At 68.2% G+C, this 13,039-nt stretch carries 11 protein-coding genes; 7 read left to right on the plus strand and 4 right to left on the minus strand.

Annotated features, from left to right (window positions below; translation table 11 throughout):
- Positions 1-2,569: caspase, EACC1-associated type (locus IE252_RS41225; protein WP_190094659.1), on the minus strand; the 2,569-nt coding region annotated here is incomplete at its 3' end.
- A gap of 2 nt (positions 2,570-2,571) precedes the next feature.
- Complete coding sequence (locus tag IE252_RS41230; RefSeq protein ID WP_190094660.1) at positions 2,572-3,000, minus strand: effector-associated constant component EACC1; 429 nt, start codon at positions 2,998-3,000, stop codon at positions 2,572-2,574.
- Between the two features lie 1,050 nt (positions 3,001-4,050).
- On the opposite strand from IE252_RS41230, the gene IE252_RS41235 reads away from it, so the two are divergent.
- Positions 4,051-4,842 (plus strand): DUF5677 domain-containing protein, encoded by a 792-nt coding sequence (locus IE252_RS41235; protein WP_190094661.1) that lies wholly within the window; start codon positions 4,051-4,053, stop codon positions 4,840-4,842.
- An 86-nt stretch (positions 4,843-4,928) separates the two neighbouring features.
- On the opposite strand, the gene IE252_RS43765 is transcribed toward IE252_RS41235, so the two are convergent.
- Positions 4,929-5,891 (minus strand): SLATT domain-containing protein, encoded by a 963-nt coding sequence (locus tag IE252_RS43765; RefSeq protein WP_229849139.1) that lies wholly within the window; start codon positions 5,889-5,891, stop codon positions 4,929-4,931.
- Positions 5,892-5,897: 6 nt separating this feature from the next.
- Positions 5,898-6,452 (minus strand): hypothetical protein, encoded by a 555-nt coding sequence (locus IE252_RS41245; protein WP_190094662.1) that lies wholly within the window; start codon positions 6,450-6,452, stop codon positions 5,898-5,900.
- A 706-nt stretch (positions 6,453-7,158) separates the two neighbouring features.
- Between IE252_RS41245 and IE252_RS41250 the strand changes: the two genes are divergently transcribed.
- The 6 genes from IE252_RS41250 to IE252_RS41275 all read left to right on the plus strand — a co-directional run bounded on the left by IE252_RS41250 (position 7,159) and on the right by IE252_RS41275 (position 12,595).
- Positions 7,159-7,431: a hypothetical protein gene (locus IE252_RS41250; protein ID WP_190094663.1), complete on the plus strand. Its 273-nt coding sequence runs from the start codon at positions 7,159-7,161 to the stop codon at positions 7,429-7,431.
- Positions 7,432-7,710: 279 nt separating this feature from the next.
- Positions 7,711-8,700 carry a helix-turn-helix domain-containing protein gene (locus tag IE252_RS41255; RefSeq protein ID WP_190094664.1) on the plus strand — a complete coding sequence of 330 codons (990 nt, stop codon included), beginning with the start codon at positions 7,711-7,713 and terminating at the stop codon, positions 8,698-8,700.
- Positions 8,701-8,735: 35 nt separating this feature from the next.
- Positions 8,736-9,179, plus strand: a complete 444-nt coding sequence (locus IE252_RS41260) for a hypothetical protein (RefSeq protein WP_190094665.1) — start codon at positions 8,736-8,738, stop codon at positions 9,177-9,179.
- Positions 9,180-9,322: 143 nt separating this feature from the next.
- Positions 9,323-9,940, plus strand: a complete 618-nt coding sequence (locus IE252_RS41265) for a hypothetical protein (RefSeq protein WP_190094666.1) — start codon at positions 9,323-9,325, stop codon at positions 9,938-9,940.
- An 11-nt stretch (positions 9,941-9,951) separates the two neighbouring features.
- Complete coding sequence (locus IE252_RS41270; RefSeq protein WP_190094667.1) at positions 9,952-10,134, plus strand: hypothetical protein; 183 nt, start codon at positions 9,952-9,954, stop codon at positions 10,132-10,134.
- A gap of 808 nt (positions 10,135-10,942) precedes the next feature.
- Complete coding sequence (locus IE252_RS41275) at positions 10,943-12,595, plus strand: FG-GAP repeat domain-containing protein (protein WP_190094668.1); 1,653 nt, start codon at positions 10,943-10,945, stop codon at positions 12,593-12,595.
- Positions 12,596-13,039 lie beyond the last annotated feature (444 nt).

The following is a 13,039-nucleotide window of genomic DNA, read 5'->3' on the forward strand; positions in this document are numbered from 1 at the left end:
CGTCGAAACGTCCCGCCTGACGATGGGCAGCGCCTCGTTCGGCGAGGGCTTTGGCGTCCTGGGGGTTGATGTTGAGTGCGGCGGCCAAATCTGCGACCGCCTCGGTGATACGTCCCGCCTGACGATGAGCCGCGCCCCGTTCGACGAGGGCCCAGTCGAGTGTGGGGTTGAGGTTGAGTGCGGCCGTGAGGTCGGCGACCGCCTCGTCGAAACGTCCCGCCTGACGATGGGCAGCGCCTCGTTCGGCGAGGGCTTTGGCGTCCTGGGGGTTGATGTTGAGTGCGGCGGCCAAATCTGCGACCGCCTCGTCGAAACGCCCCGCCCCGTGGTGGGCTACTCCCCGTTCAGCGAGGGCCTGGGCGAATGTGGGGTTGAGGTTGAGTGCGGCGGTGAGGTCGGTGACTGCTTCGTCGAAACGCCCCGCCTGACGGCGGGCTGCGCCCCGTTCGACGAAGGCCCAATCCAGTGCGGGGTTGAGGTCGAGTGCGGTGGTGAGGTCGGTAACTGCCTCGGTGAAGCGGCCCGCCTGACGGTGAACCGCGCCCCGTTCAGCGAGGGTCCACGCGTCCTGGGGGTTGATGTTGAGTGCGGCGGTGAGGTCGGTGATCGCCTCGCCGAAACGCCCGGCCAGGCCATGTGCTATGCCCCGTTCGGCGAGGGCCCAGTCCAGTGCGGGGTTGAGATCGAGCGCGGCGGTCAGATCTGCGACCGCCTCGGTGGAGCGGCCCGCCGCGCGGTGAGCTCGACCGCGTTGCGCGAAGGTCCACGCGTCTTGGGGGTTGAGGTCGAGTGCGGCGGTGAGATCGGTGACTGCCTCGTCGATACGTCCCGCCTGACGATGGGCCGCGCCCCGTTCGGCGAGGGCCCAGTCGAGTGTGGGGTTGAGGTCGAGTGCGGCCGTGAGGTCGGCGACTGCCTCGGCGAAGCGGCCTGCCTGACGATGAGTCATACCTCGTTGGCCGCAGGCCCAGGCGTGCGTCGGGTTGAGGCGCAGCGTGGCCGTCAGATCTGTGATGGCCTGGTCCAGGCGGCCCGCCTCACGATGGATTCGGCCCCGTTCAGCGCGGGCCCATTCGAGCGTGGGATTGATGTCGAGTGCGGCGGTCAGATCTGCGACTGCCTCGTCGAAACGCCCCGCCTGGCCATGGGTTGCGCCGCGTTCGGCGAGGGCCCCGTCCAGTGCGGGCTTGATGTTGAGTGCGGCGGTGAGGTCGGTGACGGCGTCGGTAAAGCGCCCCACATCGCGATGGACTCGGCCTCGTTCGGCGAGGGTCCACGCGTCTTGGGGGTTGAGGTCGAGTGCGGCGGTGAGGTCGATGACTGCCTCGTCGAAACGTCCCGCCTGGCGATGGGCCGCGCCCCGTTCGGCGAGGGCCCCGTCCAGTGCGGGGTTGAGTTCGAGCGCGGCTGTGAGGTCGATGATTGCTTCGTCGAATCGGCCCGCCTCGCGAAGAGCCTGGCCGCGGGCGGCCAGACCACTTGCTGGCGTGCCAGTCGCCGCTGGATTGGGGTCCCGGGGGGGCGTCGGTCCGGATGTCTGCTCGGAGGCTGAGGAAGCGGGAGGGGGCCGACGCGGGTGCCCTGAGGACTGAGATGCTCCATCAGATGCTGGTTTCTGCGTTCGTGAGTCAAATGCGTGTAGACGGGCCCGGGCAGTGGCGGACACAAGCCTGCTGTCGTCTCCAGCGAGGCGACGGATCTCATCTCGGACACAGTTTCGTACGACGCCATTTCCTACACGGTGCAGACGGTCCAGTCCGTCGAGTCCGGCGAGCCGGTCTGTTGCGATAGGGCTCGCAAGGGCGTTGCGCAGGTAGGCAGGCAGGGTCCAGTTGATGTTGCGAGCAATGACGATACGGCCCTCAACGTTGTCCCGTTTCTGGGGCCGCTGTTGTGGCATCGCGTCGACAACCCGGTCGTAGACGTAGGCGTACAGCTCGTCGAGAGTGATGTCGCCGTCGCCATCGAGGTCGGCGCCGCCGTCGCGTAGACCCTCCACGAGGAAGCGGGTGAACACCGACTGCACTCCTTGACCGTGCGCCTGGCTTCCTTCGAATGAGTACTGGGTCGCATCCGAGGCGGTCAGCACGGTGCGGCCGCGGCCGTTGAAGCGCTCGAGCGTGTGTACTGAAGTATCGGCCTTGGAGATCCTGCCCGCCGGGAATGCCCCGCTGTAGCAGCAGTCGAGGATCAAGACCTTTTGCCGCGAGGCGCACCCTTCCATGGCCTGGTCGATCTGTTCGGCAGACAGGGCTGTGAAGAGCAGGCCGTCGCGGCGGGTGTCGGTCATCGCCAGGTATAGCTGGCCGGCTTCGTCCTTGAGGCCATGGCCGGTGAAGTAGAGGAGAGCGAGGTCGTCGCGGCGTCGGTCGCGGTAGAAGTCGCCGATGGCTTCGCCCACGAGATGGTGCGGTTGATTGACCAGGGTGGTGACTTCGAAGCTGGCGATGGCGGGGTCTCCGAGCACGGCGGCGAACGCCTCTGCATCATGTGCTGGCGAGATCAGTTGCCGCAGGGCGCTGTCCTGGTATTCGTAGGTGGCGATCAGCATCGCCAGTCGGCGGCCCATGGCTAACTATCCGTGTGTCGACGGATGTATGCGCGGATCAGGGCCTCGCGCTCGCTGTCGGCGGCCCGCTCCAATTCGATCGTGTCACCGTCGATGGTCAGTGAGACACTGTGGCGCGCGGAAGACCTGCCTAGCCAGTCCCGTACGGTCTCGATGAGCGCTGTGAACACACCTGAGGCGGCCAGCGCCACAACCATGGCTCCCACAGTGGCTGCGTCACTGCCCTTCGCCGCGTCTGGAGCTGGCGCACTAAGGCCCGGACGAAGCTCTTCGACATCCAGATGGGCAAGCTCAGCCCATAGGTGGCGGGCTACCCGTTCCGCCACCTCGGGATCCAATTCGGGGTCCGGCGCGACGACCAGCAGCACCTCCTTCACATCCTCTGCCCACCGGTCCGCTGGCTGAGTTGTGGCCGAAAGGTCGTCTTGCATACGTCTGTCCCCCGGGCAAGTCGTAGTGAAGCATTCCTTACAGTGTGGCGTTATCTGGCCACGGACGGCAGTCAGTTGTAACGACAAGCCAGGGCGCTTTTGGCTCCAGTGCGTCGAACGGTGACTTCCGACAGGGCCTGGACTGGCTGATGGAACATTCCCTCTCCCCGCGCCTGGCTCACGACGCCCGCCGCTACTTCGGCGCCCCGAGAGCGCCGCCACTGTCCTCATCGCCGCCGCCCCACACCTGACCACCGCCGTCACTCGGCCACGCCCCCGGCACATACAGCCCAGCGACGGGCCGCTGCCCGGAGGCCATCGCCCTGCCCACGGCCCAGCCCGTGGACCAGTACGCCACCGCGCCAGCTGTCCTGCGTCTCACCGACCGGGACCACCTCGTGATCCTGCCTGAGCGTGACGCACTCCCGCCTCGCCGCCGCAGTCGAGCACACCGTCTGGCACCCCGGCCACCGTCCGCATGGCAGGCCTGGCCCCCAGCAGCAACGACCGCCTCATCACTACGGCGGGCTCCATGATCAGGAGCACCCCAGATCCACCCGGTGGGACCAATTGGAACGCCTAGTCGGCCCACATCCGCCGGTAGAGGAGCACGCCCCTTCCCGGAGAGGAAGAACTTATAGGGGACGACTCGCGGCGATCGCCGCGAGCGAGAAGAGGTCGCTCCGCGCCTACCTCACGCATCTCGCCAGCACCCTGCTGACCCCCGGATGAAGCGCGGTGCGGAAACGGCTAGGCCCCGCGCATGGCCGATGAGCGCGAGCTGGGTCAGCGCATGGCACAGGTGCGCGGCCAGTGAGCGGCACCGTGCACGTCGTCCTGGACGAGACCTTGATCGCTGCCGCCGGGGCCTGGGCATCGGTCAGTGAGGCATCCGCGCGTTCCAGTTCCATCGGAGTCTGTCTGGCCGGGGTGTTGCGGCGAGGGTACGGCCGTGGGCCGTGGCCACCCGGGCTGGTGCTAAGCGGAATCCTCGCGCACCAGTTTTCTCGCCCGGTGCGCGTGCAGGGGGCCGAGCCCTACCTTCGCTCCATGGTCTACCAGTTCGGGGACAACCCCCAGTGCGCGAGGCGCGCCCATGCCATCACCCGGCTGCTCCTTGACGAGGCGACCAAGGTCATCGCTTCCGACCCCGTGGTTCCCGCTGAGGACCAGGATGTCGGCCACCAGATGCTCGGCTGGTGGCAGTTCACGAACCGCACTGCGGACCTGCTGATGCGCGCGTACGACAGCGGATTCACGGTGGAGGCGGCGGGGCAGATGCGCGTCCTGATCGAACACGCCCACTGCATGGACTGGCTGGCCGAGCACCGCGCCGAGGGACTGCGCGCGATGGAGTACGCGGAGTGGGAGCGGCGCAAAAAGCTGATCGACAACCTCCGCGCTGTGAACTGGGCGGTGCCGGACGACATCGAGGTCGGCGAGGAGCCCACCTACGGCTTCGCTGACGAAGAGGAAGCTCGACGTCACCGTCGGCTCAAGGGGCAGATCGGCACGGTCGCCAACCTGGTGGCTTCCCGGGGGATCCGGAGCATGTACCCGGTCTACCGTTACCTGTCCTCGTACGCGCATGCCTCCCTCCAGACCGGAGAGGCGTTCGTAGAGCGCGGGCGGGGGGCGGCTCCGGCGCTGTACCGCACGGGCAAAGTATCCGTCGGTGAGTCGCGGGCGTGGACCCCCGTCTGCCTGTACGTCGCTGGCACCGCCATGGGGCAGTTCCTCGTCAACGAGCCGATGCGCGGGACGCTGGAGAAAGCCGCCTACGACCTCGGTATCGGGGAGATCGTCGCTGAGCGCACCCGGCTGGAGCACTGCTGGAGATGAACAGCAGCCGGACGGTCCACGTTCCGGGCTGCGTTGGCCGGGTGGCAGGACCGAGTTCGCTGCTGCCGGAGGGGATGAGGCCGAGGTCAGACCGTCGGCGGCTGGCTGGACGGGGCGGACTGGTCGGCGGGCTGGTCCAGCTGCTGCTGGCGGCGACGCTGTTCATTGCGGTGCTGTTCGACGCGTTCGGTGAATAGCTTCAGTGCCTCGCCTTCCTGGCCGGGCCCATACTCGCTGTACGCACCGATGCCGAGCCTGACGGCGTTGGCCTCTTCCTGGATGGCATCGGCGGTCTGCTGGAGGAAGTAGCTGCGCTCGCGGAACTTGTAGTAGCCGGTGAACATCGCGGCCACCGTGATGGCGAAGCTGATTCCAGTCACAGAGACGCTCTGCCAGGTCAGCTCCTTGCCGGTGTCCAGAGCCGCGATCGTGGTCGTCGAGGCCGAGCCGATCATGATGAGGGTCTGTAGGCGGTTGTGGGTTCTGCGGTACCTGAGGCTGTCGGTCTCGTACTGCTCCACCAGCGACGCCACGTCTTCCCGGTATATGTTGCGTCGCAGCATCAGGGACGGTGGGTGCGTGGCATTCATCACGCGTTCGGTCAGCCGGAGGAGTGCGAGATCATCTTCCAGGGTGGCGAGGGGTTCCGGTTTCCGCAGCCGGGTATCGACCAGGGCCACCGCGATACAAAGCCCGCTCACGAGAGCGCACAGGATGCCTGGTGTGAGAAGGACAATGCGGGAGGGTGTCCGCCAGTTCAGTGCCGTCCAGCTGATGCCCACGGCAAACACGAGGCCAGCGATGGTGAAGGCTATTCGCCGCACGCGAACTACTGAGCGTGCTCGGGCCAGTTTGCGCTCCAGCGCCGACACGTCGACCTGTAACTGTCCCCAGTTGATCATCTGTTCCAGGGGCGTGCCGGTGAAGTTCGCCGCGGTCAGGGTCGCGTCGTCACCTTCGCTGTCGGACTCTTCGCGCAGGCTTCGCCTGACGTGGTCGTACGCATCCTGGTGCCGACGGGGCGAGTCGTCGTCAATGTCTCGTGCCATGGCGGATCAGCGGGCGAACGCTTCGGTGAAGCGCACGTGGTAGCCGTCTTCTTCCATCAGCGCGACCGTGACGCCGAGCGGGTCGGGGTGGTCCGGCTCGAGGGGGGTGAAGGAGAAGTCCACCGCGGCCTGGATGGGCGGCACCAGTTCGCCGCCGGGCTGCGGCGCGGGGGCCGGCCTCCAGTCAGGGGTGACGGATGCCCAGCCCTCGGGGCTGTGGGAGAAGAGCTGCTCGGTGTAGGGGAACTGGTGTAAGGCGTGCCCGTCGCGGGTGGCGAGCACCATGTTGAGGCATGGCGCGGGGCCGACGATGGGCAGCTCGCAGGCGACGTCGTGGGTCTCCCAGGCGAGAACGACCTCGTCCGCGCCTGCCGCCGTGGCGATGTTCGCGAGTTCCGCGATCCCGGCGAATGCGTTCTGGCCGACCTTGAGCGGGCGGACCCAGATCAGCCCGACCAGCTCGCCGCGTATTAGCGGCATCATCAGCGGGCGTGGCACGACCCCCTCACCGAGCGATGCGGTGTACGTCTTCTTCGCCCCGCCGACCAAGCCGTTCCACATCCGTGCTTCCACGGGAGCCCCCGTCTGTCAATCCGGTTACCGCACCCTGCCACGGCAGCTGAGGCCGTGTCAGCGAGATGATCGGCCAGCTCCGACCAGATATGACGGGGAAAGAGCCCATGATGGGCGGTGGTCGGGGCCCTTGCCGAACCTGCCTCAGCGCCCCCTGTCCTCGATGCCAGAACCAAGACCGCGAAACGTACGGTCGTGCGTCCCCTGCGAAACCTGGCGCCCAATCCGGTAACCGCGCCGGTCGCGAAAATGGTGGAGCGGCAGATCGCAAGGATGTGCGAACAAAGCCCTCGCGCGTTCTCCGAGCCTGAGTCATCGTGGGGGAGGACGGGGCGGTGGGGGGTGGCCCTGCCGTTGGTGGGCGCCACGATCCGTGACATTCGCTGCGCGGGTGATCGATGTGCGCCATCATCGGATCGTTCGCTTCTGCATCTGACTGTATATGCAAGAACTGTGCTGCGCTGGTGACTTGGCAGGGGCAGAGGGGTTTGCGCGGCGGGGGATGGTCGTCTCCGGCCATAACGCTCCGTGCGCGTGGCGCTGCGCTGGGGGGCGAAGTAGTGTCCCGTTGCCGGTGTAGTGCGCCGGTGGAAAAGACAGTGACCCTGGCGGGGCCTACGAAACCGAGCCAGGGCCTGTCGATCACACAATGCCGGTCCCCGGCACGAACGACTCCCTCGGAGAGGACTTCGCCATGTCTGTGAACCGTACAGCCGGCCAGAGCCCGTTAGGGCTGCTGGCGCGTGGTGCCGAAGCTATCATCCCGCCCTTTCCGGGACGAGAAACCTATTGCGGCGATGACTTGACGGTCACCGCGGGCGGCAGTCTGTTCCTCGCGGTCCTGGTGCTGCCCATCATCGTCATCGCCGGGATGCCGGGCGGGTGGAGCGTGCCGCTGGCGACGGTGTTCGTGACGGCGGCCGCACGTCGTACTTATGTCTCCTACCGGCGCGTTCGCCTGAACTGATCCGCTGCGCCCTCGCCGTCGGGTGCCGAGCGCCGCTGAGCGCTGGTGGGCCCCCGACGGCTCGAGGGGGCGTGGACGGCCCGCGAGTTTGCTGCAAAACCGGCTGTGGACGACCAGCTGGGACCTCCGTAATCATCTGCCCGCATTTCCCCCGGAAGGGGCTCAATCATGGCGGTTGGCGCGTTCAGGAACGCGACGTGCCCGCAGTGCGGTACACCCTTTCGGCAAGAACGCAGGCAGGGCCGCCCGTTCACCTACTGCTCCCCGGAGTGCAAGACGTTGGCAAGCCGCCGCAACAAAAGGCCCGACGGCCCCGGGAGCAGCCCGTATGACGCCGATCTGCAGGCGGTCGGCGAGGACATCGACCAGCGCGCCAACAACCTGCTGGCCGCGATCCACAACGGTGCCGGCCCGCGTGAGCTGCTGTGGATCGCGGCCGACGTGCAGCGCAGCCTGCAGGACTTCACGGCCCTGAACATCGCCCGGGGCCGGGCAGGCGGCCAGACCTGGGACCAACTCGGTGCGCCTCTCGGGTTCAGCGGCGAACGGCTGCGCAAGAAGTGGCCGATGATCAAGATCATGCGCCGGCTGGACACCTACCGGAACAGCCGCGCCACCCGCCAGGCCGGCCAGCCCGCAGTCCCCCCGGCCCTCCCGTCCCCGCGCCGCCCGCCCGCCGAGGAAGCCGACACGGACAGCGACACCGCGACTGCCGCCCCGTTCGCCGCCCAGACCCCACCGCAGCAACTCGCCGGCGCCCTGTCCTTCCTGCAGCGCCGTACCGGCAAGCCGCTCAGGCAGACCGCCGCCGAGACCGGCATCTCCCCCTCCCACCTCTCCCGTCTCCTCGCCGGGACGCGCCGCCCGTCCTGGCCGGTCGCGAAGAACCTGGTCGCCGCCTGCGACGGCAACCCGCACGAGATCCGCCCCCTGTGGGAGAACGCCCACCGCCCCACCGGCCCCCTGCCACCCCCCACACCACCAACCTCCACCTTCGCCGGGGACCCCGGACGGGCCCGCGACCAGCTGCGCGATGCGCTCCGCGGCCTCTACCTCGCCGCAGAACAGCCCGAGCTGCGGCGCATCCGTGCCGCCACTGCCCACACATTGAGCACCGACCACATCGCCTGCGCGTTCACCAGCCCTCACCTGCTGGACTGGTCCGCCATGAGCCGCCTCGTCTTCGCCCTCGGCGGCCGGCCCGCCGACCTGCGCCCGCTCTGGCACACAGCCACCCACCACCACCTCATGGCCGAAGCATTCGGATAGCCCCACCGCCCACCCGCGCCTGAAAGTGAGGAACCATGCGCCTCACCCGCCCCAGCCTGCCGTCGCCCCGGCCCGCCGCCAGCACGCCGGTGCTCACGCTCCCTCCCGCCTTCGAAGCCTTCTACGCCACCCACGTCTGCTGCTACCAGGCCTACGCTCGCGCCCACTTCGCCCACCCCGGCACCGCCGACGCCGTCGTACGTACGGCCTTCGGCGACCTCCTCGCACACTGGTCGGCCATCGTCGCCGCCTCCAACCCCACCGCCGAGGCATGGGCCCGCTACAGCGCCCACATCCGCCGCCACGCCCCTTCCCTGCCGCTACGGTCCGATGCCCGCCTCCAGTACCAGGCCGTTGTCCTCCACCACATCGTGGGCTGCTCCGTCGGCGACGCGGCCGCCACCACCGGCGAGGACCCCAGCAAGATCCGCCACATGCTCCAGACATGGCGGGTGTCCGGTGGGGTCCGGTCGATTTGAGGCGGGGAAGCGAGGTTGTCGCACGTGGAAGTGATGTGATCTGGCCATACGCGGAGGAATGGCACATTCAGCGGCCAAGTCGAACTAGTGTTCCCTTGCTGCCCGGCTCGACCGGCCGGGCGACAACAACGGAAGGGAATGCCATGCATACAGCAAAGGCCCTGTCCGTCACGGCTGTTGGGCTCTGCGCAACAGCCGCTCTGGCCTTCGGGACACCCGCCTCCGCGGCGGCGCACGCCGCCGACAGTCCCGCACCGGCTGCCCGGTACGTCACGGTGGATGGGCACCGTGTGGCGGAGGGGACCACGATCGGCGAGTGGGGCAAGACCCAGGACGGTCAGCGGTACTCCTTCACCTACAGGGCCGGTGAGGCCCGGCCGACCGCTCCCGCCGCTCCGGCGACGGCACGCTGTTCGGTGTACATCTCGGACGTCTCCTTCCACGGGGCCGGTGCGGGCGCCTGGTTCCAGTGGGAGACCTCACAAGTCTGCAGCGGCTCCTACGGCTCGCAGAAGCTCCAGACCCAGATGTGGCGCAGCTCCTGGAGCGGCCCGCGCGGCTACAACGACTGGCACGGCACGTCCGCGACCACGAACAGCTTCATCGACTACGGCTGGTCGACGGATTGCAATGACGGCGGCGGCACCTACACCTACTACCCTGTGATGCAGGGCTACGCCAGCGGCATCGGCTGGGGCCCCAAGACCCGCTCCGACAACGACCTGCGCAAGGGGTGCGGCACCCGGGCTCCGAACCCCTGAGAGGAGACGGCATGGGCGAAGGCGAACAGCTCCCCAGGCGGTACTCGCCCGAAGGCACCCCGCTGGGCCGCAGCGCCGACAACATCTGGTTCGGCCCCAGCTACTCCACCGAGAGCCCCCGCGCCGCTCGCCTGTGGTGGCGGATCAGGGACCGGCTGCACCGGCCGGTCAAGAACAGCGGCGGGCGGCGCTGACGTACTGGCCAAGACCGCCAACCTAGGTGGTCCAAGCCAGCCCCCTACATCTGGGGGACCGCCCAGAACTCAGGGCCCCGGCACGGTGAAACCGGTGGGGTCCCAGCCGCGGTAGCGGTTGGGGCCCCCTTCATCGCTGGGAGCGCCTCGACCGTCATGCTGGCAGCGTGCGTTGCCGCGCTTCGTAAGCCCTCGACGCCTCACGAGCTGTTGCCGACGAGGCGTGGCCCGCCGTCTGCCTCACCGATCAGGCCAAGCTCTGGGACGGACGTACGCATGAGCCGCTTGCTCCCCCGTGGTGTGGTCCTGTACGGCCCGCCCGCCGCCGGCAAGGACGCCGTCACCCAGGCTCTGATCGAGCTCGACCCCATCGCCAGACCCCACCAGTCTCCTCGGCTCCATTGTCAGTGGCATCTCCTATCGTTTCTGCACGGCTTGCAGTTGTAGCGGAGATGGGAGGGCGGAGTGCGTGCAGGGAGGTCGGGCCCTCAATCAGAGGTTGTGGTCCCCTGACGGCGCGCTCGGAAGCCAGCATCTTCCCAGCGATGAATGACATGTTCCGCTTCTGAGGGGTGGCTCTTCAGTCGTGTGGAGAACCCTTGTAGGGTTCACGCAGATTTGGGGGGATCTCCACGGCTCTGCCCGGGCGGGCAGGCCGAGGTCTGCGCTTGGCGCAATTGCAGGCTGGGAGCGCGCCGTCTGGCGGGTTCGGACTTTGGTTAATGATTTCTGATTCCTGTGGGGGGAAATTATGTCCTTTTTGCGCTTCGGGCGAAGGCGGCGTGTGGCCGTCGGCACCGTCGTGGCCGTGGCAGCTTCCGCGCTGCTGTCGGGTGTGGCGTCGGCCGATGGTGGTCCTACGCGGCCGGGGGTTCCGGTGAAGCCGGCGGTGCCGAAGGTGGTGGCGCCGTCGGCGAAGCTGCCTGCGGACCGGGTGCGCCGGGTGGCGGCGGTGCGCGGTGCTGGGGCTGCGGGGGCGTCGGTGGTGCCGCGGTTTGATGTGGACCGGGACGGGATCAGTGATCTGCTGGTCAGGTCGTTGGACGACAGTCTGTATCTGAAGGGGTGGAAGACCGACAAGAGCACGCTCTATGACACCTCGAACGGCGCGTTCAGGGACCTCGTCGAGCCCGGTGACGTCAACGGTGATGGCCGCCCCGAGCTGCTGGTGCTGTCGCCGTCCGGCACGCTCAAGCTCCTGTCCGGCCTGACGGAGTCGGGCTGGGCCGGTGCGCCGTGGTCGGAGAACGGCTGGAACATCTACAACAAGCTCTTCGTCCCCGGTGATGTCACCGGGGACGGCAGGAACGACCTGCTGGCGCGCACGCCGTCCGGGGACCTGTTCCTGTACGCGGGCACCGGGAACCTGACAGCTCCCTATGGGGCGCGAGTCAAGGTGGGTTCCGGGTGGAACATGTTCGACCAGCTGGTCGGTGCCGGTGATGTGAACGGCGACGGCAAGGGCGATGTGGTGGGCCGGACCCCGTCGGGTGACCTGTACTTCTACGCGGGCACCGGTGTGGCCGCGGACCCGCTGAAGGCCCGGGTCAAGACCGGATCCGGGTGGGACGGCTACAACCAGCTGCTGGTCATGGATGACAGCACCGGCCATGTCGATCTCGTCGCCCGCGACGTGTCCGGCGTCCTGTGGTCGTTCCCCTTCGACGCCCAGGGCGCCCTCGGCGCCCGGGTGCGGCTCGGGGAGGGTTGGCAGGGGGTGACCCTCGCCAACACCGGCGGCAATGCTTTCTTCGGGAAGAACGAGCTGCTCGGCCGCGACGGTGCGGGCCAGCTGCACTACTACCTGCCCCGGGGCGATGGCCAGTTCAGTGCGCGCCAGCCGATGGACGGCGATGTGTCGGCGGTCCCGCTGGAGAGGCTGTCGTCGGCTTCGTCGCTGGACAACACCTCGCGCTGGTCGACGCTGACCATGGTGGGCTCCGACGGCCATCTGACCGTCGGGCCGCGCGACGTGGGCGGCGGCTGGAGCGCGATGACCGCGTTCGCGGGCATCGGTGATGTGAACGGCGACGGCAGCGGCGATCTGCTGGCCCGCGACGGCGGCGGGCACCTGTGGCTGTATCCGGGCAACGGCGACAACTTCTTCGGCGACCGCATCGACGTCGGGGGCGGCTGGAACATCTACAACCAGCTCATCGGCGCCGGTGATGTGAACGGTGACGGCATCCCCGACCTGCTGGCCCGCGACGCCGGTGGGCACCTGTGGCTCTACCCCGGCAACGGCCGCGGCAACTTCGCCGGCCGCCTCGACATCGGCGGCGGCTGGGCCGCCTACAGCATGCTGGCGGTTCCCGGCGACCTCACGGGCGACGGACGGGCCGATGTGATCGCCGTCGACACGGGCGGCGCCGCCTGGCGCTACGACGCCGACGGAGTGGGCAACTTCAAGGGCCGCGTCGCCATGGGCACCGGCTGGAACATGTTCAAGGCCCTGTATTAGGCCACGCGAGGCGACGGGCTCCCCAGCCCGCACAAGGACGGGGAGCCCCCGGCCTCGCGGCCTTGTGACGAGCAGGGCGGCCTCCAAGGCCGCACCGTGCCGGCCTGCCCGCAGATGCGTCCGGTCGCGGCTCCGGCATCGCCAGTCGGCCAAAGTTAGAACAAAAGTTCGAATTCATCTTCCGTGGATGTAACGGCCATGGAAAGATCGGCGGACCTTCGGGGGGAGGGGCGCGGGCGCCTATCTGGAGCGCCCACGCGGGGGACGGCTGCGCCCTGACGCAGCCACAGCACGTTCACCATCACCTGCAGCCTGCTGTCGCCCTCTCCCCATGGCTCGACCCATGACCAAAAGGGGAAAAAGCAGTGAAACGACCAGCTCTGCCCAGCCCGTGGAGAGGCAGCCGTACTGCCCTGACCAGAGGAGTCAGCAGCACGGCCGCAC

This window comes from Streptomyces melanogenes (assembly GCF_014649795.1).
Lineage (GTDB): Bacteria > Actinomycetota > Actinomycetes > Streptomycetales > Streptomycetaceae > Streptomyces > Streptomyces noboritoensis.